The organism is Pelagicoccus sp. SDUM812002 (assembly GCF_031127835.1).
In the GTDB taxonomy this organism is placed as follows: Bacteria; Verrucomicrobiota; Verrucomicrobiia; order Opitutales; family Opitutaceae; genus Pelagicoccus.
Map to the genome: position 1 here is coordinate 687080 of NZ_JARXHX010000001.1, position 18378 is coordinate 705457.

Annotated in this window: 17 protein-coding genes; 10 read left to right on the forward strand and 7 right to left on the reverse strand. The window is 54.6% G+C overall.

Going from position 1 to position 18378, the window contains the following annotated elements; translation table 11 throughout:
• Window positions 1–62: 62 nt before the first annotated feature.
• Complete coding sequence (locus QEH53_RS02855) at window positions 63–809, forward strand: energy transducer TonB (RefSeq protein WP_309021612.1); 747 nt, start codon at window positions 63–65, stop codon at window positions 807–809.
• Window positions 810–885: 76 nt separating this feature from the next.
• On the opposite strand, the gene gcvH is transcribed toward QEH53_RS02855, so the two are convergent.
• The 3 genes from gcvH to QEH53_RS02870 form a co-directional block, all read right to left on the reverse strand.
• On the reverse strand, window positions 886–1269 hold the full coding sequence (gene gcvH, locus QEH53_RS02860) for a glycine cleavage system protein GcvH (RefSeq protein WP_309021613.1): 384 nt from the start codon (window positions 1267–1269) through the stop codon (window positions 886–888).
• A gap of 101 nt (window positions 1270–1370) precedes the next feature.
• Window positions 1371–2474 (reverse strand): glycine cleavage system aminomethyltransferase GcvT, encoded by a 1104-nt coding sequence (gene gcvT, locus QEH53_RS02865; protein ID WP_309021614.1) that lies wholly within the window; start codon window positions 2472–2474, stop codon window positions 1371–1373.
• Between the two features lie 60 nt (window positions 2475–2534).
• A complete protein-coding gene (locus tag QEH53_RS02870) occupies window positions 2535–3356 on the reverse strand; it encodes an MBL fold metallo-hydrolase (protein ID WP_309021615.1) in 822 nt (273 codons plus the stop codon).
• Between the two features lie 74 nt (window positions 3357–3430).
• Here QEH53_RS02870 and QEH53_RS02875 point away from each other — a divergent pair, with 74 nt between their 5' ends.
• The 3 genes from QEH53_RS02875 to QEH53_RS02885 all read left to right on the forward strand — a co-directional run bounded on the left by QEH53_RS02875 (window position 3431) and on the right by QEH53_RS02885 (window position 8002).
• Window positions 3431–3958, forward strand: a complete 528-nt coding sequence (locus QEH53_RS02875) for a GNAT family N-acetyltransferase (RefSeq protein WP_309021616.1) — start codon at window positions 3431–3433, stop codon at window positions 3956–3958.
• 90 nt (window positions 3959–4048) lie between these two features.
• The gene (locus tag QEH53_RS02880; RefSeq protein WP_309021617.1) at window positions 4049–5899 is read left to right on the forward strand and encodes a DNA topoisomerase IV subunit B; all 1851 of its coding nucleotides are present in this window, start codon (window positions 4049–4051) and stop codon (window positions 5897–5899) included.
• 57 nt (window positions 5900–5956) lie between these two features.
• On the forward strand, window positions 5957–8002 hold the full coding sequence (locus tag QEH53_RS02885) for a DNA gyrase/topoisomerase IV subunit A (RefSeq protein WP_309021618.1): 2046 nt from the start codon (window positions 5957–5959) through the stop codon (window positions 8000–8002).
• A gap of 88 nt (window positions 8003–8090) precedes the next feature.
• Here QEH53_RS02885 and QEH53_RS02890 read toward each other — a convergent pair whose 3' ends face one another.
• Window positions 8091–8948, reverse strand: coding sequence for an HDOD domain-containing protein (locus QEH53_RS02890; protein ID WP_309021620.1), 858 nt, complete (start codon window positions 8946–8948; stop codon window positions 8091–8093).
• Window positions 8949–9278: 330 nt separating this feature from the next.
• On the opposite strand from QEH53_RS02890, the gene QEH53_RS02895 reads away from it, so the two are divergent.
• Window positions 9279–9518: a hypothetical protein gene (locus QEH53_RS02895; protein ID WP_309021621.1), complete on the forward strand. Its 240-nt coding sequence runs from the start codon at window positions 9279–9281 to the stop codon at window positions 9516–9518.
• A gap of 237 nt (window positions 9519–9755) precedes the next feature.
• The gene (locus QEH53_RS02900) at window positions 9756–10667 is read left to right on the forward strand and encodes a hypothetical protein (protein ID WP_309021622.1); all 912 of its coding nucleotides are present in this window, start codon (window positions 9756–9758) and stop codon (window positions 10665–10667) included.
• 59 nt (window positions 10668–10726) lie between these two features.
• Here QEH53_RS02900 and QEH53_RS02905 read toward each other — a convergent pair whose 3' ends face one another.
• Window positions 10727–11452 (reverse strand): SprT family zinc-dependent metalloprotease, encoded by a 726-nt coding sequence (locus tag QEH53_RS02905; RefSeq protein ID WP_309021623.1) that lies wholly within the window; start codon window positions 11450–11452, stop codon window positions 10727–10729.
• A gap of 68 nt (window positions 11453–11520) precedes the next feature.
• Between QEH53_RS02905 and QEH53_RS02910 the strand changes: the two genes are divergently transcribed.
• Window positions 11521–12042 (forward strand): FKBP-type peptidyl-prolyl cis-trans isomerase, encoded by a 522-nt coding sequence (locus QEH53_RS02910; protein ID WP_309021624.1) that lies wholly within the window; start codon window positions 11521–11523, stop codon window positions 12040–12042.
• Window positions 12043–12119: 77 nt separating this feature from the next.
• On the opposite strand, the gene QEH53_RS02915 is transcribed toward QEH53_RS02910, so the two are convergent.
• A complete protein-coding gene (locus QEH53_RS02915; protein WP_309021625.1) occupies window positions 12120–12731 on the reverse strand; it encodes a peptidylprolyl isomerase in 612 nt (203 codons plus the stop codon).
• A gap of 103 nt (window positions 12732–12834) precedes the next feature.
• Between QEH53_RS02915 and QEH53_RS02920 the strand changes: the two genes are divergently transcribed.
• The 3 genes from QEH53_RS02920 (at window position 12835) to QEH53_RS02930 (ending at window position 17363) form a co-directional block, all read left to right on the forward strand.
• A complete protein-coding gene (locus tag QEH53_RS02920) occupies window positions 12835–14475 on the forward strand; it encodes an NAD+ synthase (RefSeq protein ID WP_309021626.1) in 1641 nt (546 codons plus the stop codon).
• A 31-nt stretch (window positions 14476–14506) separates the two neighbouring features.
• Window positions 14507–15784, forward strand: a complete 1278-nt coding sequence (gene hemL / locus QEH53_RS02925) for a glutamate-1-semialdehyde 2,1-aminomutase (protein WP_309021627.1) — start codon at window positions 14507–14509, stop codon at window positions 15782–15784.
• A gap of 187 nt (window positions 15785–15971) precedes the next feature.
• A complete protein-coding gene (locus tag QEH53_RS02930) occupies window positions 15972–17363 on the forward strand; it encodes a Gfo/Idh/MocA family oxidoreductase (protein ID WP_309021628.1) in 1392 nt (463 codons plus the stop codon).
• Between the two features lie 127 nt (window positions 17364–17490).
• On the opposite strand, the gene tatC is transcribed toward QEH53_RS02930, so the two are convergent.
• Window positions 17491–18318 (reverse strand): twin-arginine translocase subunit TatC, encoded by an 828-nt coding sequence (tatC, locus tag QEH53_RS02935; RefSeq protein ID WP_309021629.1) that lies wholly within the window; start codon window positions 18316–18318, stop codon window positions 17491–17493.
• Window positions 18319–18378 lie beyond the last annotated feature (60 nt).

Sequence of the window (18378 nt, forward strand, 5' to 3'; positions counted from 1 at the left end):
CAACGACGTACACTAGATGGGCCCAGTTACATTCAATAGAAACCTTTTACCCGCAGGACAAAATGAAATTGGCGAAATCACTACTCTCAGCGTGTCTACTGGCATCGCTCAGCATCGCAGAAACAAGCGCTGCCCCCTCCACTCCCTTCAGCGAAATCGAAGGAATCGATTTCCATTTCAAGTCGCTGAAGCTTCCGAGCTTCCCTCAATCTCTGTCGAATGAAGGCTACATGGAAGGGTATCTCAAAGTAGCCCTCGATATCGACTACGCTGGGGAATTACGAGATTGGCTCGTACTCGAGTCGAGCCATCCGAGCTTTATCCAATCCCTCGAAGGCGTGATCAAAGACTGGAGATTCACAGCACCCTTCGTGAACGGCGAAAATCGATCCATCGTCACAGAGATCGAACTCAACTTCCGATCAAGTGGCAACGTAGTAAGCCTGTCCACCGGAGCAGCGGCGAGCACGTTACGCTACAATGAAATCACTGGCTTCCGAACTAACGCCCAAAAACTGTCCAGTATCAAAGAACTCGATACATTTCCCTATCCCATTGTACAGACTCCGCCCAGTGTCCCGAAAGAACTGATCGACAAGTTCGACGGTACGCGGGCTGTGTTCACATTTTACGTGGATGAAGCTGGCCTAGTCAGGATCCCCGTGCTCAGCGCGACGGATGGTGAGCCCGATCTAGCGATGCTACTCGCCGCTCAAGACGCGATTTCCCAATGGCGATTCGAGCCCCCTACCAAAAACCGAAAGCCTGTTAAGATAAAGCTATCGCAAGCTTTTGTATTCAGAAAATAATGCTACCGCTATTCTGAAACAACGAAGCCCGAGGCTAGATGCCTCGGGCTTTCCTTTAAATGGTTGAAAGACAATCCTAGTCTTTTGCGATCTCTTCGTAGGCCGCAGCGTCGAGCAACTCGGAGAGGGAGGCAGGATCCTTGACTTTGATCTTCATTATCCATCCTTCGTCGTAGGGCGAGGTGTTCACACTTTCGGGAGAATCCTCGAGAGCTTCGTTCACTTCGACTACCTCCGCATCAACTGGCATGTAGAGGTCGGATGCTGCCTTCACGGACTCCACTACTCCGAAACTGTCCCCTGCATCGAAACTATCGCCAACCTCAGGTACTTCGACAAAGGTGATGTCTCCTAGGCTGTTCTGGGCAAAATCGGTAATACCGATCAGAGCTTCGTCTCCATCGAGGAGCTTCAGCCATTCATGGTCTTTTGTGTACTTGAGGTCTGCGGGAATACTCATTTTCGGATCGAAGTTCTTTCTTAATGCTTAGAGGAGAAATAGTATGGAATGGCGGATCATCGACCGCGATTTGCATGCCGACAAGTTCCAAATCCAGGAAATCAGGCTTGGGGATTGAGAGGCAAAAACGGGGGACGCGTCCGTGCGACGGGGTACGACTTGCCGCGCAATTCGACCGCTAGCTCATCCGACTTGGCCGCGCTCGCGTCAACCAAAGCAGCACCGATCGCCTCGTTAAGAATCGGGGAGAAAGTTCCAGACACCACTGTCCCAACTTTTTGCCCGCTTATGACGATGTCGGTACCGGGTCGAGCGATGCGACGCCCTCCGGTCTTGAAGAAGACGATCTTCTTCTCCGGACCGTTTTGTTTTTTTGATAGGATCGCAGCCTTCCCGATGAAATCTCCCTCTTTCTTGAGACTCACCGTCCACATCAAGTTAGCTTCGACTGGACCAACGACGTCGTCAATCTCGTGCCCATATAGTGAATACCCCGCCTCGAGCCGCAAACTGTCGCGCGCTCCCAATCCCGCTAATACGAGCCCATGAGGTAAGCCCGCTTCGAGCAGGGTTTCGGCCAATTCCTCTCCACGCTCCGACGCTACGAAAAGCTCGACGCCCACCTCACCAGTATAGCCGGTGCGGCTGATGATGCACGCTACACCGGCTATTTCACCTTCCACGAAACGGTAGTAATCGAGCCCGGAGAGGTCTACGGAGCTGATTGCTCCGAGGATTTGGAACGACTTTGGCCCTTGCAGAGCGAGAAGAGCGTAGCTGTCAGAAACGTCTACCAAACTGACATCGAAGCCTTTCGATTCCGTCTCGAGCCAAGCTATATCCTTGTCCACGTTGGAAGCATTGAGACAGAGTAGGTAAGAGCCCTCCCTTTTTCGATAGACAAGCAAGTCATCTACCACTCCACCGTTTGGATGACACATCAAGCTGTAGAGCGCTTTCCCGTCATCCATCCCGGATACGTCGTTGGTCAAAACGGAGTTGAGAAACGACTCCGCGTCCGGACCTTCTAATGTCGCTTCTCCCATATGGCTGACGTCGAACAAGCCAGCAGCAGCCCGAGTCGCCTTGTGCTCTTCCACGATGCTAGCGTACTGCACCGGCATTTCCCAACCCGCGAAATCGACCATGCGCCCGCCATGAGCGACGTTAAAATCGTATAGAGGAGTACGCTTTGCGTCTGACATCCGCGTATCTAGGTTTCGCACCTTTTCCAAGGCAAGGACGAAGCGCCAAGCAGATCCGGTCTAACCGACGTAGAAGCAATTCATCTTCCGCTCCTCAGCCACAGTGGTTAGCGGGCCGTGTCCTGGGGCCAGCACCGTCTGTACGTCCAAGTCCAAAATGCGGCGCAACGAGACCAGACCGTCGTCGTAAGAAACGTTAGCCCCGCCCATCGATCCGGCGAACAGAGCATCGCCCACGATGGCAATTTCACGAGCGAGCCCCTTCACCAAGAAGCTCATGCCGCCCTCGGTGTGCCCCGGCGTATCGAAGCCGAGCACCTCTATATCGCCCAGCTCCAATCGAACTCCTTCATGCATCGGCTGCGTCGGGACCGAGACTTTTCCATCCTTTTCACCGAGCAAAACGCTGGCCTCGGGCCAACGCTTGACCAAGTCCGGAGCTCCGTCGAAATGGTCCCAATGAGCATGTGTTAAAATCAGCGTGTCAAGCTCGAGCCCTTTGCCCTCAAGGAGCTCGATCAAGGGCGACGCGGTCGTTCCCGTATCGAAAGCGATCGCTTTGCGGCTCTTTGCATCCCAAACCGCAAAAGCGTTCACCTGCCAGTCATAGAACGGGCTACAGGCCATGCCAAAGCCCTCAATCTCCGGGATATCGTTCGGACGCCATTCGCCTTTTCCGAGCTGGAGAAGAGCCGGCACGTTCAAGCCTAATTCCTTGCCAAGAGCTTCGGCCACGGCAGCGTCAAATTCGCCTCTGCGAGCGGAGCGGACCTCGTTTTCGTCCACACCCGATCGAGCCGCCAGATCCTCAGTGCTGGCGCCTTGGCCCTTCTGGGCCTTGCTTAAAACATCACTAAATTCGTCTTCTACGGGAAGAATCATAGGGCTGCGTTACCGTCAGGTTAATCTTCTTGCAAGCACTGTCCGAGCTGCATCTTGTGTGCCGGAATCCCGATATGTTCGAAATCGAAATCACGAAACTCTCGAGCAGCGACCTCGAACAGGTCTATCAAATCGACCGATCTGAAAGCGTCGACAAGATGTACCGCCCTTCCGGCGACGAACTCGAAGCTTACGACGATTCTGTGGAGGTTTCTTCCGATCCTGCCTTCTGGAAAAACCTTCTCAACTGGTGGAAGGACGAGCTGAAAGGCAACGCGGACGCCTTCGGAGCCTTCGACGGGGAGACCCTCACCGGCATCGCAATGATCAAGCACGGGATCCGCGATGGGGTCGACCAAATCATCGCCATGTACGTGAGCGCTGAGTACCGTCTCAGCGGTATAGCCCGCTCCCTTTATTTCGAACTCGAAGATTCCGCCAAGGCCGCCGGCGCCAAGCAACTCTTTGTTTCCACCGAGCCAACCGGTTCAGCAGTCGGCTTTTACCTCAGCCAAGGCTTCCAATTCGACGCCGGTTCAAGCTGCTCGATCGACGAAAACGAAGAGCACGAAATCCCCATGGTGAAGCGTCTCAAGAGCTAGGGAGCCACCTTGAGCCGCCACTTGGCTCTCCGTAAAAATCTCGGACTTCGCGCTTGAACTCACCCTAGCCTCTCGTTCCTATCTGCCGCGATGGCAGAATCGAACTACACCGAGTCGAGCATCAAGTCCCTTAGCCCCCGCGAACACATCCGCCTCCGTCCAGGCATGTATATCGGCAAGCTCGGCGACGGCTCTTCCCCAGACGACGGCATTTACGTCTTGATCAAAGAGATCATCGACAACTCGATCGACGAGCACACTTCCGGACACGGCAAGCGTATCGACATCACCATACAGGGCGACACCGTTACAGTGCGGGACTTCGGTCGCGGCATCCCCCTCGGCAAGGTCGTAGCCTGTGTTTCCGAGATCAACACCGGAGCCAAGTACGACAGCGAGACCTTCCAAAAGTCGGTCGGACTCAACGGCGTCGGCACCAAAGCCGTCAACTTCCTCTCCGAATCCTTCATCGCATCTGCCTACCGCGAAGGCAAAACCAAGAAGGCCACCTTCGAAACCGGCGAGCTCACCAACGAAAGCCGCCAGCTCAAGACCGAAGAAAAGAACGGCACCTTCGTCGAATTCATCCCGGACCGTACCATTTTCAAGAACTACAAGTACCGTCTCGAGTTCGTCGAGGTCATGCTCTGGAACTACGCCTACCTGAACACGGGCCTCGTCCTCAGCCTCAATGGTGAAACCTTCAAGTCGGAAAACGGTCTCAAGGACCTCCTGCAGGACAACCTTTCCGGCGACATCCTCTACCCGATTATCCACCTCAAAGGCGACGACATCGAAGTCGCCATCACCCACGGCACGCACTATGGGGAGGATTACTTCTCTTTCGTTAACGGCCAGCACACCACCATGGGCGGCACCCACCTAGCCGCCTTCCGTGAGGCAATCGTCAAAACCATCCGCGAATTTTTCAATAAGAACTACGATCCCGCCGACATACGCACTTCCATCGTATCCGCGATTTCGGTACGCATCCAGGAACCCGTCTTCGAGTCTCAGACCAAAACCAAACTCGGCTCCCAAAACGTCGCCCCCAAGGGCCAGTCCATCCGCAATTTCGTCAACACCTTCATCAAGAAAGAGCTCGACGACCACCTGCACCGTTACCCAGAAACTGCCAAGGCGATCCAGCAAAAGATCGTGGCTTCCGAAAAGGAGCGCAAGGAACTCTCCGGCATCCGCAAGCTCGCACGGGAAAAGGCCAAGAAGGTCAATCTGCACAACAAGAAGCTGCGCGACTGCCGCGTCCACCTAGGCACAAAGCACAAGCAAGCCGACGAATCCACCCTCTTCATCGTTGAGGGTGATTCCGCAGGCGGATCCATCACCAAGACCCGCGATGTCAATACCCAAGCCGTTTTCTCCCTGAAGGGAAAGCCGCTCAACGCCTTCGGACTCAGCAAGAAAATCGTCTATCAAAACGACGAGTTCAACTGCCTTCAATCCGCGCTCGATATCGAAGACGGGCTCGATACGCTCCGCTACAACAAGGTCGTAATCGCCACCGACGCCGACGTCGACGGCATGCATATCCGCATGCTGCTGCTCACCTTCTTCCTGCAGTTTTTCCCCGACCTCGTCCGCCTCGGCCACCTCTATATATTGCAGACTCCCCTCTTCCGCGTCCGCAATAAGAAGAAGACTCTCTACTGCTACAACGAAAGAGAGAAGGAGCAGGCCCTCAAGAACCTCGGCAAAGCCGCAGAAATCACTCGATTCAAGGGACTCGGCGAAGCCTCGCCAGACGAGTTCGCCACCTTTATCGGCCCCGACATTAAACTCGAGCCGGTCACCATGGCCCACCTCCACAACATCGACGAGCTGCTCTCCTTCTACATGGGCAAGAACACTCCCGACCGCCAAGAGTTCATCATCGGCAACCTTCACATCGAGAAGGACGTCATCGACGAAGAAGCCAGCTAATTTCCGTGGGAGCGTGCTTGGCACGCGATACGAACCACCAGCCATTTTCCCTCCCAAATGTCCGACGACACCCAAGACCAACTAGATTTCGACAACGAGCCAGAAGACGAGCCCTCCTCCACCGAGCTCGTCCCCGCAGAAGCCGAAGAAAAATCCGGCAACGCTAAAGCCCCGCTGGCCACTTCCTACCAGAACTGGTTCCTCGAATACGCCTCCTACGTTATCCTCGACCGCGCCGTACCCGCCTTGCTCGACGGACTCAAACCCGTGCAGCGACGTATCATGCACTCGCTTCGGGAGCTCGATGACGGACGCTATAACAAGGTCGCCAACGTGGTAGGCCACTCCATGCGCTACCACCCGCACGGCGACGCCTCCATCTATTCGGCCATGGTAGGCATGGGCCAGCGCAACCTGCTCATCGACACCCAAGGAAACTGGGGAAATACGCTCACCGGCGACGGCGCTGCCGCGGCTCGTTACATCGAAGCCCGCCTTTCACCTTTCGCTCGGGACGTCGTCTTCAATCCCAAGACAACCAAATGGCAGCAGTCTTACGACGGCCGCAACAAAGAGCCCATCAACCTTCCCGTTAAGTTCCCTCTCCTTCTCTCCGAAGGAGCCGAAGGCATCGCTGTCGGCCTCGCTTGCAAGATCCTTCCCCACAACTTCAACGAGATCATCGACGCCGCCATCTACCACCTAAACGGCGATGAATTCGAATTGTATCCAGATTTCGAAACCGGCGGAATAGCAGATTTCTCCAATTACAACGACGGCCTTCGCGGCGGAAGAGTCCTCGTCCGCGCTGTCTTCGAAAAGCAATCTAAGTACCAACTCGCGATTCGCGAGGTTCCCTTCGGCTGCACGACCGGCTCTCTGATCGACTCGATCCTCTCCGCCAACTCCAAGGGCAAGATCAAGATCAAGAAGATCGAGGACAACACCTCCGACAAGGCCGAGATCATCATCACTCTGCCGCCCGGTACCGAAGCGGACGACGCTATCGACGCTCTCTATCTCTTCACCGACTGCCAAGTATCGATCGCCCCAAATGCCTGTATCATTCAAGATGATACGCCGCAATTCATCGGCGTCAGCGAAATTCTTCGTCGCAGCGCCGATAACGTAAAGGCCCTACTCAAGCGCGAGCTCGAGATCAGGCTCGCCGAACTCGAAGAGAAATGGCACTTCGACTCCCTCGAGCGTATCTTCATCGAGGAACGCATCTATCGCCGGATCGAAGAATGCGAGACTTGGGACGCCGTCATTTCCGAGATCCATCTCGGACTCGACCCCTTCAAGCCTCAGCTCAAACGCGAAGTCACCGACGACGACGTCACCCGCCTTACGGAAATCCGCATCAAGCGCATTTCCAAGTTCAACTCCTTCAAGGCCGACGCCGAAATCAAGAAGACCGAGAAGGAGATGCGCGCGACCAAACGCAACCTCAAGTCGCTTACCAAATACGCCACGGCCTACTTCGAAGAGCTCAAGGAAAAGTACGGCAAAGGCCGCGAACGCCGCACCCGTATTGAAAGTTTCGAGACAATCAAAGCCGCAGAAGTTTCCCTGCCCACGCAAAAGCTCTACGTCAACCGCGAGGACGGCTTCATCGGCTTCTCCCTCAAGAAAGACGAATTCCTCTGCGAAGCATCCCAGTTCGACGAGCTCATCGCCTTCTGTTCCGACGGAACCTTTCGCGTCTCCCGTGCCGCCGACAAGGTTTTCATGGGCAAGGACATCGTACACGTCGACCTCTGGAAGAAGGGCGACGAAGAAACGATCTACGACATGGTCTATCGCGACGGCCCTCGCGGGGCTTCGTACGTGAAGCGCTTCATGGTCAACGCCGTCACCCGCGACAAGGAGTACGATCTCACCAAGGGAACAAAAGGCTCCAAGGTCCACTACTTCAAAGCCAACCCCGACGGTAAGACGAAGCCCATAAAGGTTCGCCTCACGCCAAGCTGCAGCGCCCGCGTGAAAGAATTCGATTTCGATCTCGGCGAATTAACGGTCAAAGGTCGCGCGAGCAAAGGAAACATGCTCACCAAATACGCAGTCAAAACCGTCCGCACCTTCTTTAGCACAGAACTTTAGTCCGGTAGCGCGGAGCCTTAGATCGCGGCCACATTTTAAGATCCAGCCTTCGTGGTCGCGGGCTGTAGCACCGCGGCTACGGTCCAAGCTACTCGCCCATAGCCTTGAGTAAATGTTTGAGCTTCTCGGACGAAGCGCCGGTGGCGGTCTTCAATTGGCCACGACTCACACCAGCAGCGTCCAAACTTTCCTCTTCGTCGTTCCAATAGCTGCTTTCGCCTGGCAGTGGCTTGCCTATCTTCTCTGCCATACCTCCGGCCAAGTTCAGCATGTACGCATAGCGATTCACATCTGGCGCCAGATCCGGTTGGTAGTGGTAGCGGATCCCGACGAGCAAACGCTCCGAAAATCCCCAGGACTCCATTACATGCTCAACCATTTGAGAATTCGTCGCCCCAAAAATATCCTGCTCCCACATCAATAGCGGCAGGTCCGCTTCGTGGTCGTAGATCGGAGGCTTGGAGTGGCTCTTCGCACAATTGTCGATAACGAGTTTACCGAGTGACTTGAGCAAGCCCGCCGTGTAAGCGTCGGCTCGGTCTTCGCCATTCGCTGCAGCCAATTGCTCCATGGCAATACCGACAGCCAAGGCATTATGCCAAATCGCGTCGCCGGAAATCTTATATGCGAGATTCCAGAACTTGAAAACGCCCGCGATCGAAGCAACCCCCACAATACGATGGAGTTCCTGAAAACCGATTCGATTGATCCCGACTTCGAGAGTACCAATCGGTTCACCCGTGTTGAAATAGGGGGTGTTGCAAAGCCTAAAAACACGGGCTACTAAGGACGGATCCATTTCAACCAGACGTATAACATCTGCCATCTCCGAATCCTTATCTTTTAGCATGCGCCCCAACTTCATAAAAATTTCGGGGGAAGCAGGGATTTTCAGGATCGCCGCCTTCATTTCCAGCGGTGTGATGTGGTAGGACTTGTCAATCATGCGCATTCGTGAGGATATCTAGCGATCAGTATCGGCTAGGATCAGGAATTCGTGAACGAAACGCTCGAGAAAGCAGCCACACGGTTCAAGAATACCTAGATCGGCAAATACATACTTTCCTTCACATTCGTTTAACAAGTGGAACTAGATGAATCCTCCACTGGCGCTTCGTTCGTAAAAGCCTTGTAAGGAAAGATCAAAAAATTGGATACAAATCGAACTTCGCTCTTATTTCGTTGTCCTCGCACTTAACAAATTGGCCAACTTGGACGATACTCTTCGTAACGAAACCGACAGAGTTTCCCACACAACAAACGACAAGGAGATATCATGACACTGTGCATCGACACGCAACTTACGCTGAGAGATCTAGAAACCTATATTAAGGTTCAGTTGGATGATCCTCGCTACGCGCACATCGGTATGGACCCTGTCCTAGATATCATTTTGCACGCGAAGAAGCGGCTCATCCGCGGCGACTACATGCCTCGCGTCGTATCGGAATCAATGGTCAGCTTAGACGAGTACCTGATGCTCGCAACCGACTGCGAAACGACCTGCATGATTTAAGACCTTTCTGTATCGACCCTGTCGATACGTCATACCTGTATTACAAACGGACAGCTCCGTTCTTCGGCTCCAAACAACTCGCCGACAACGGAGCTTTTCTGTGTCCAAACAGTTCGGAAGTAAGCAGCGTTTCTTGGTTCGATAGTTCCTGCTTTTCGCAGTTGGATCGATTCACACGCTTTCTGAAGCGTATCAGCCCGGGAATCACCCTTCCTACACCCCAATTGTAACGCCACCATGATCTTACCTTCCACGCCTTCCCTCATAATTACGATCTCCTTGGTCTTCTTGTGCGCTTGCAGCCCCAACAGCAAATCCACTCAATTTCCTGGAACCTTAGCAATAGGCACTCGTCCGGAAAGTATCACCAAAGGCTTCGATGGAGATTACTTCGTAACGGTCATGGGTGAAAAAGAGCCAGGCGACGCATACATTGCTCGCATTCAAAACGGAGAAATATCGAAGTTCGCCGAGGGAATGGACGAACCAAAGGGGATCGCATTTGACGGTACTCACTTATATGCGACGGATTTGCGAAGGGTCTGGAAGATAGACGCTAGCGGAGAAAAGAGCGAACTCGTCGGCGAAGCAGACTTCCCAGTGGCTATCAGCTATCTCAACGATGCCGCGATTTCGCCTGACGGAAGTTCTCTTTACATCACGGACATGGGGGCCAACGACAAGATGTTCGGCCCTGACGGCTTCTGGCCCTTCGATAGCGAGCAAGCGAAGAATATTCCCGTCATCGGCCGCGTATTCAAAATAGACCTGTCGAGCTCGGGGATAGAAATCGCCGTCGATGCAAATGACCTTATGCCCTGCCCTAACGGCGTGGGCTTCGGCAAGGACGGGCAACTATTGATCGGCGCTTTTTTCCGGGGCAATTTCTTGGAAGCCCACGGTGACCACTTGCATGTCATAGCTGATGGATTCCGCGGTGCCGACGCCGTCGAACAAGACTCCAAAGGCAACTACTACGTTTCTAGCTGGAAGTTCGCAAAAGTCTGGAAGATCGACGGATCAACCAAGGATGTCACCGTCCTCATCGAAGGACTCCAATCCGCGGCCGACTTTTATCTAAACGAAGAAGAGAGCATGATTCTGCTTCCCGACATGCTGGCCGGAACGATCACCCGCATCGACCTCTAGAAAACCGAACGAGGGGATACGAGCGAAGACCTGCGAGCCACCTATCATCGCAGGAAGCCTCACCAATTGAGCTCATCTTGGTGCGCTTTTAGCCAAGCCTCATGCTCTTGGTAAGCAGGGCAGGCTTTCGCGACCAATGCCCAGAACTTCGCTGAATGGTCGAAGCGCTTCATGTGCATCAGTTCGTGGATGATCACATAGTCTCGCGTCGACTCAGAGGCTAAGAGCAGGCGCCAGTTCAAGGAAATGGTTCCGCTCGTTGAACAAGATCCCCAGCGCGTTTTTTGGTCCCGTACGACGACCTTCGTGACCGTCTCACCAACCCTTTCGGCGAGACGGTAGGCTCGCTTCGGAAACTCGACTTTCGCCATTTCGCTTAGGTGAGCCTTCAGCGGCCGCGAAAGGTCCATGTCTTCATCCGCGATGAATACGCGTTCGTCCGCGAAACGAAGTACCGGTCGGCCAATATCTTTCTCGACAGTTAACGGAACCCGCTTGCCACGGAACCAAATCAACTCTCCCGGTCTTAGGCCCTGATTTCGCTTGGCTTCCTCCAGTTGCTCCAGTGCCAGCGTCCTCTGTCCCTCAAGCCATTCTCGATTCTCGTTGGCGAAAGCCAATGCATCTCTTTGCGTCCCTGTACGTGGAACTGTCAGCACGATATTCCCCTCCTTGTCGACCCTCGCGAGGTAGCGCTTCGCATTCGGATGGTTTCTGAATACGACGTCCTTCCGCTTGAGCGGAATGGAATCTCGATGGAACTTGGCGAATGGGAAAAGAGACATAGGACTTGAGCGTGTCCGAGGACTTCGGATACGTTTTCATTTCAAAGTCCCAGAACCCTGAAAATCAAATGAAGATTCGTTCAAAACTCACTTTTGCAGCCGCCGCGGCCGTGCTCGCCCTACTGGCGGGCTGCAGCAAAAACGATAAACAGGTCGCCGATCTCGAAGAACGCGTTCGTTACCTCGAAACGCAGGAGCCCACCCTGTCCCACGGCTTCCAGGTCGAGGAGATAGCAAAGCTCTACCCATCCGCCCAATCGACTGAGAGCGGACTCCATTATATCGTAGAAAAGGAGGGCGAAGGAGAAACACCTGAAAAAGGCCAAATGGTCACCGCCCACTACCATGGCACACTCCTCAACGGCGAAGTTTTCGACAGCTCAGTCAAACGTGGCTCACCTTTCCAATTTCCGGTCGGCCAGGGTCGAGTCATCAAAGGCTGGGACGAAGCCTTCCTAGGCATGAAGAAAGGCGAAAAGCGCAAACTCATCCTGCCCGCTCAAATCGCCTACGGGCTCCGCGGCAGCCCGCCTGTCATACCGCCGAACTCAATCCTCGTCTTCGATGTCGAGTTGATCGACTTCAAGTAGGCGATCTTAGTCTTCTATAAATAGAAAGGACCGCCGAAGAGGCGGTCCTTTTTTGAAATCGAAATTAGGTGACTCGCCTAATGATTGCAGCCGCAACCTCCATGCCCGTGATCATGGGCGTGTTCGTGTCCACCGCCGCCGCAACAACCGCCTTCTTCAGCCGCCACTTCCTGAGCCGGCTCCTCGCTGCTGCACCCGCAGCCGCCGCCCCCACCGCCGCCACAGCATCCGCCGGAGCTGTGTACGTGACCGTGAGATAACTCTTCTTCAGTTGCCTCCCGCTTAGCTACCAAGTCTACCGAAAACACGAGGTCTTCACCAGCTAGTGGGTGGTTGGCATCGAGGGTCACCTGGTCGCCTTCGACCTTGACCACGCGAACAATCGGGGAATGGCGATCCTGACCAGCTTGGAAATAGTCGCCCACCTTCACTTGGTCTACCGGCAGTTGAGAAATGTTGATCGTGTCGATCTGGGACTCGTCGCGGAAGCCGTAGCCCTTTTCCGGACGCACGATCACTTCATCGCTCTTACCTTCGTCCATTTGCAGGAGATTTTCTTCCAGGCCTTCGATGATCTGGCCCACGCCGGATAGAAACTCGAGAGGACGTCCCTTCGGAGACTGATCCAAGACCTCGCCGGCCTTGTTGCGCAAGGTGTAGTTGAAGCTGATGACTTGTTGTGTCGACATACCTCCCACGCAAAGTCCCCGCATCCGCCATGGCAACCCCTAAAAACGCGACGCCGCGCTTGCCCTTTCGCTCGCGTCTGTTGAAGTCTCTCGCCTTGCACCCATGAAGATCGGACTCGCGCAAATAAACACTACCGTCGGCGACCTCGCCGGAAACCAGAAGCTCATTCTCGACGCCTACCAATCGCTCGTCTCGCAAGGAGCTGAGCTCGTGGTGTTTCCCGAACTCGCAGTTTGCGGCTACCCGCCTCGAGACCTACTCTTCAAGCGCCGCTTCGTGCCCGACCAGCTGGAGAGCCTTAACACCATCGCTAACCATATTGGAACCGTTCCTGCGGTCATCGGCTTCGTAGATCAGAACCCCTCAAAATCTGGCCGCGACTTCTTCAACGCCGCCGCTTTCTGCCTCGACGGCGAGATCAAGCAAGTCAGCCACAAAAGCCTCCTCCCCACCTACGACGTCTTTGACGAGGATCGCTACTTCGAGCCCGCAGACCTACCTCTCGTCTTCGAATGGCAGGGCAAGCGCGTCGGCGTAACAATATGCGAAGACATATGGGGAAACACGGACGTGTCTCGCGAACGCTACCCGCATGCACCCGTCGAGTACTTAAAGGAAAAGAACCTCGACCTGCACCTCAACCTCTCCGCCAGTCCTTGGCATTGGGGGGGAAAAGGTGAACAACGCGAAGGCCTCGTCTCGGCTGCCTCCAAAGCCTGCGGTTGCCCAACCGTTTATGTCAACGCGGTCGGTGGAAACGACGAGCTCATCTTCGACGGTCGCAGCATGGTCTCCGACTCCCAAGGCAACATCGTAGCAGGCCTCTCCGCCTTCACATCTGACGAAGCTGTGGTCGACCTAGCAGCGTCCGAGGCGAAGATAGCCGGCTCCTTCCGCCAAGGGCTCCTCCACAACATCGAGCAAGCGCTCGTCCTCGGTCTGCGCGACTACGTGCACAAGTCAGGTTTCAAGAAAGCGCTTATCGGCCTTTCGGGTGGCATCGACTCTGCCGTCGTCGCCGCCATCGCCGCTCAAGCCCTCGGCCCGGAAAACGTCACCGGAGTCAGCCTTCCTTCCGCCATTTCGAGCGACCACTCTAAAAGCGACGCCAAAGACTTGGCAGACAACCTCGGCATCGCCTTCCATACGGTAGCTATTGCCGATATCGTTTCCGCATCCGAGGAAACGCTCGCCCCGCTAACTGCCGGCTACGGACGAGACGTGACTGAAGAGAACATACAAGCCCGCGCCCGCGGACTGCTCCTCATGGCCCTTTCCAACAAGCTCGGGGCCTTGCTACTCACCACAGGCAACAAGTCCGAACTCGCAGTCGGCTACTGCACGCTCTACGGCGACATGTGCGGTGGCTTGGCAGTTATCAGCGATTTACCCAAAACCAAGGTATTCGAACTTTCACGACACATGAATCGCGACCGGCCCACGATTCCCGTCAACACAATCGAAAAACCTCCTAGCGCTGAGCTTCGTCCGGACCAAAAAGACGAAGATAGCCTACCACCCTACGACATCCTCGACGGTATTCTCGAAGGCTACGTCGAGAAAGGCATGTCTACCAAAGAGCTGATCGAGCAAGGCTACGACGAAACTGTAGTGAAAGACATGATACGCAAAGTCGACCTCAACGAATACAAGCGCAAGCAAGCTGCTCCCGGACTCAAACTCACCCCGCTCGCCTTCGGCGTCGGCCGCCGCATCCCCATCGTTCAGCGCTACGTCTCGTAGCGTATTTCCTACAAACTTTAATAATTCCGTCATGACTGTCTCTTCCGATCTCTTCACCCGCGCCCAAGAACTCATCCCCGGTGGCGTCAATTCCCCAGTCCGCGCCTTCCGTTCCGTCGGTGGAGCCCCTTTCTTCACTAAGAAGGCTCACGGAGCTACTCTAACTACAGCTGACAACCAAGAGCTGATCGACTTCGTTTGTACCTGGGGTCCTGCTATTCACGGTCACAACAACCCGATCATCCGCGAAGCGATTTCCGACGCGCTCTTCAAGGGCACAAGCTTCGGAACACCCAATCCCTACGAAGTCGAGATGGCGGAACTCATCGCCAAGATGGTTCCTTCCGTTGAGAAAGTACGTATGGTAAATTCGGGTACAGAGGCAACCATGACTGCAATTCGCCTCGCTCGCGGCTACACCAAGCGGGACAAGATCATCAAGTTCGCAGGGTGTTACCACGGACACGTCGACAGCCTTCTGATAGCCGCCGGTTCCGGAGCTCTCACCCTCGGCAAGCCTGACTCCGCCGGTATTCCAGAAAGCCTCGCCAAAGAAACCATAGTCCTGCCCTTCAACGACCTCTCCAAAGTCGAAGAAGCCTTCGCCAACTACGGCGAACAAATTGCCGGCATCATTCTTGAACCTTTTCCTGCCAACGTGGGACTCATTTTCCCGGAGAGCGGCTACCTTCAAGGTCTACGCAACCTGTGTACAAAATATGGCAGCGTGCTCATTTTCGACGAGGTAATGACCGGATTCCGCGTATCCGCGGGAGGAGTACAGGAGCACGTCGGCATCACGCCTGACCTGACCGCACTCGGCAAAATAATCGGCGGTGGCCTCCCCGTGGGCGCTCTCGGCGGCAAGGCTGAGATCATGGACTACCTCGCTCCACTCGGCCCTGTCTACCAAGCAGGAACCTTAAGCGGCAATCCGCTCGCCATGGCAGCAGGCATCTCCTCATTGAAGCTCCTGCTGGAGACCGACGCATATGCCTCACTCGAAAAGATGGGTAAGCAAATCGCCACCGCCATCGCCGATACAGCGAAGGAGCTGGGCATGCCGGTACAAGTTCCCCAGGTCGGTTCCATGTTCTGCGTCTACTTCAGCGAAAAAACCGTCGCAAACTTGGACGACGCCATAGCGACCGATACGGAACGCTTCAACAAGTACTTTCATCGTTGCCTCGATAAAGGCGTCTACTTACCACCCTCCAAGTACGAAGCGAACTTCATTTCCACTGCTCACCAGCAAGGCGCCATCGATCAAGCGACCGATATTCTCACCCAAACCTTACGGGAACTTTAAGCGCTAGAGCAAGGGAGGCCGACAAAACTTAGATTTGGAGGACCCTTCTTTAGTATGAGGGGTAGGGTCAACTTAACGGGTTGATTCGCTAGCGAGTTGGCGCTAGCCATCATTCCTTAGCATGTCTGCTGCGGTATAGACTATTACCGCACGCAGGACTAAACGAACCCCAACCCAAAAAACTCTAGTGGATCTCTCTGGAATGAACCGTCGCAGCTTCGTCAAAGGAGCAACTTCAGCAGCTGGCCTATTCGCCATCCCACACTTCGCCATCGGCAAGACAAAAAAAGCAGGATCTCCCAATGGAAAACTGAACCTCGCGTTCGTCGGAGTAGGCGGAAAAGGCGCTTCCTCCATCGTTCCTTTACGCGACGAAAACATAGTCGCCCTCTGCGACGTCGATATGGCGAGCGTCGAGCGCACGATTACGAATAAGTGGACGCCACCAATCTTCGGAGAGGTGCTCGAGGAAGTGAAAGCCAATGGAGCCAAGTGGTATACTGACTACCGCAAGATGTTTGAAGAAATGGCCGACAAGATCGACGGTGTGGTCATCTCGACGCCAGACCACATGCACTACCCGATCGCTCGCAGTGCTTTGAATCTCGGAATCCACGTTTACTGCGAAAAGCCTCTAGTCCACACGGTTCAAGAAGCCCGCTGGATCGACGAAGCAGCCCGCAAAACAGGACTCGTCACCCAGATGGGCAACCAAGGCCATTCCAACGCTGGCCAGCGTCTCGCACGCGAATGGCTGCAGGCCGGCGTGATCGGCGAAGTCAAAGAAATCATCTCTTGGACAAATCGCCCCATCTGGCCGCAGGGTATCTCAGAACCCGATCACTCCAAGATGATCCCCGTCAAACCCGATACCTTGAATTGGGACGTATGGCAGGGGATCGCGCCGCGTCGCGCCTACGACCCATCAATCTGCCCCTTTAACTGGCGAGGCATGTGGGACTACGGTTGCGGCGCCGTCGGCGACATGGCCTGCCATATCATGGACGTCGCCTACTGGGGGCTCGACCTCGGGATGCCCACAGCGATCGAAGCGATCACCACGAGCTTCAACGACTACAGCGCCCCATCTTCTGCCGTGGTCACCTTCGAGTTCCCACAACGAGGCAAGTTCGCTCCGGTCACTTACAAATGGTTCGAAGGCGGGCTTCTACCGCCAATACCAAAGGGTCTCGATCCTTCTGTGTACGACGACAAAGGCGGAGGAACCATCATCATCGGTTCGGAGGCGTATCTGTACTCGGACACCTACGGACAAAACGTGCGAATCTATCCGGATTCGAAATTCGAAGAACTAAAGCCCAGCCTCCCACCGCGCACCATTCCGCGCGTCAAAGGTTCCCACCAAAAGAATTGGACGGACGGAATTCGCGGCGAATTGACCCCGTGCTCAAACTTCGAATACGCCTCCGGACTTACCGAAATGGCGCTGCTCGGAAACGTCGCCATGCGCGCCCAGCGTCGTATCGAGTACGATGCTAAAGCGATGAAGATTACCAACGTTCCGGATGCAAACCAGTACCTTAAGAAAGAGTATCCGGAAGGTTGGATACTCAGCTAAGAATCAAAGATAGCTTTTTCAAAATCTAGGCTCACCTTCATGTAATCAGGCAGGTGAGCCTATTTGTTTCTCGTACATTAGGAGTGAGCTTGAGGGACATCAGCTTTCGCCAGAGGCCGGGCGGTGCCTACCAACCCTCTTCCGCTTCACGCTTCGCTTTCTTGCGTAGCAAGATCCCCGCTGCCAGCAAAGCCACCTCATAAAGCACCATCATCGGCACGGCCATCATGATCTGGGTCACGGGATCCGGCGGTGTTAGAATTGCGGACACGATGAAAAAGGATATGATGAAAACGCGCCTGAGCGAGCGCAGCTTCTCCAAGCTAATGACATCGAGGTAGACGAGAACCACCGCGATTAAGGGAAACTGGAACGAAACGCCCATCCCGATCACAATCCAAGTGATGAACCCGAAATAACTGTCCGGCGACCAGATGATTTGGAATCCCATCATCTTGTTGAACGCCATAGTCACGTCGATCGCCTTCGGCAAAAGAAGGAAGAAGGCAAACGAACACCCCATCATGAAAAGCAAAAAAGCGCTGAAGCAGCCCGGTAAAAGCAACTTTTTCTCCTTCTTCGTCAAAGCGGGTGACAGGAAGCGCCCGATGTAGAAAAGAAACACTGGGGAGGCGACGGTGATTCCCGTCAACAAGCCAATATGTAACATGGCTGTGAATACGCCGGTCGGGTTGCGAGTGGCCAAGCCATTGAAAACATCCAGCTGGGCCTCGGAATAGTGCATGTCCAACGGATACATCAGCACGTCCTTCACGTGCTGGATGAAGACGATCGTCACCACGAATGCTATGAAGAAAACAGCTAGAGGCTTGATGAGAGTCCAACGCAACTCCTCCACGTGGTCGAGGAACCCCATTTTCTTTGGGTCATCCGCCCAGTCGTGGTCTTCCTCTTCTGGTTCTTCTTCTGGATCTTTGGGGACGATATCGCTCATAGCATTCGCTTGAAAGCGGACCTTATTGCGCGACTGAAAGGCGTCGGGCAATCGCAAATC

Bases quoted from the DNA above. Each gene is read 5' to 3' on its own strand.
- QEH53_RS02910 (WP_309021624.1), top strand. From the start codon at position 11,521: ATGAAGATTCGTTCAAAACTCACTTTTGCAGCCGCCGCGGCCGTGCTC.
- QEH53_RS02880 (WP_309021617.1), top strand. From the start codon at position 4,049: ATGGCAGAATCGAACTACACCGAGTCGAGCATCAAGTCCCTTAGCCCC.
- QEH53_RS02920 (WP_309021626.1), top strand. From the start codon at position 12,835: ATGAAGATCGGACTCGCGCAAATAAACACTACCGTCGGCGACCTCGCC.
- QEH53_RS02900 (WP_309021622.1), top strand. From the start codon at position 9,756: ATGATCTTACCTTCCACGCCTTCCCTCATAATTACGATCTCCTTGGTC.
- QEH53_RS02855 (WP_309021612.1), top strand. From the start codon at position 63: ATGAAATTGGCGAAATCACTACTCTCAGCGTGTCTACTGGCATCGCTC.
- QEH53_RS02875 (WP_309021616.1), top strand. From the start codon at position 3,431: ATGTTCGAAATCGAAATCACGAAACTCTCGAGCAGCGACCTCGAACAG.
- QEH53_RS02895 (WP_309021621.1), top strand. From the start codon at position 9,279: ATGACACTGTGCATCGACACGCAACTTACGCTGAGAGATCTAGAAACC.
- QEH53_RS02905 (WP_309021623.1), bottom strand. From the start codon at position 11,452: ATGTCTCTTTTCCCATTCGCCAAGTTCCATCGAGATTCCATTCCGCTC.
- QEH53_RS02890 (WP_309021620.1), bottom strand. From the start codon at position 8,948: ATGATTGACAAGTCCTACCACATCACACCGCTGGAAATGAAGGCGGCG.
- gcvH (WP_309021613.1), bottom strand. From the start codon at position 1,269: ATGAGTATTCCCGCAGACCTCAAGTACACAAAAGACCATGAATGGCTG.
- QEH53_RS02885 (WP_309021618.1), top strand. From the start codon at position 5,957: ATGTCCGACGACACCCAAGACCAACTAGATTTCGACAACGAGCCAGAA.
- QEH53_RS02915 (WP_309021625.1), bottom strand. From the start codon at position 12,731: ATGTCGACACAACAAGTCATCAGCTTCAACTACACCTTGCGCAACAAG.
- gcvT (WP_309021614.1), bottom strand. From the start codon at position 2,474: ATGTCAGACGCAAAGCGTACTCCTCTATACGATTTTAACGTCGCTCAT.
- hemL (WP_309021627.1), top strand. From the start codon at position 14,507: ATGACTGTCTCTTCCGATCTCTTCACCCGCGCCCAAGAACTCATCCCC.
- QEH53_RS02870 (WP_309021615.1), bottom strand. From the start codon at position 3,356: ATGATTCTTCCCGTAGAAGACGAATTTAGTGATGTTTTAAGCAAGGCC.
- tatC (WP_309021629.1), bottom strand. From the start codon at position 18,318: ATGAGCGATATCGTCCCCAAAGATCCAGAAGAAGAACCAGAAGAGGAA.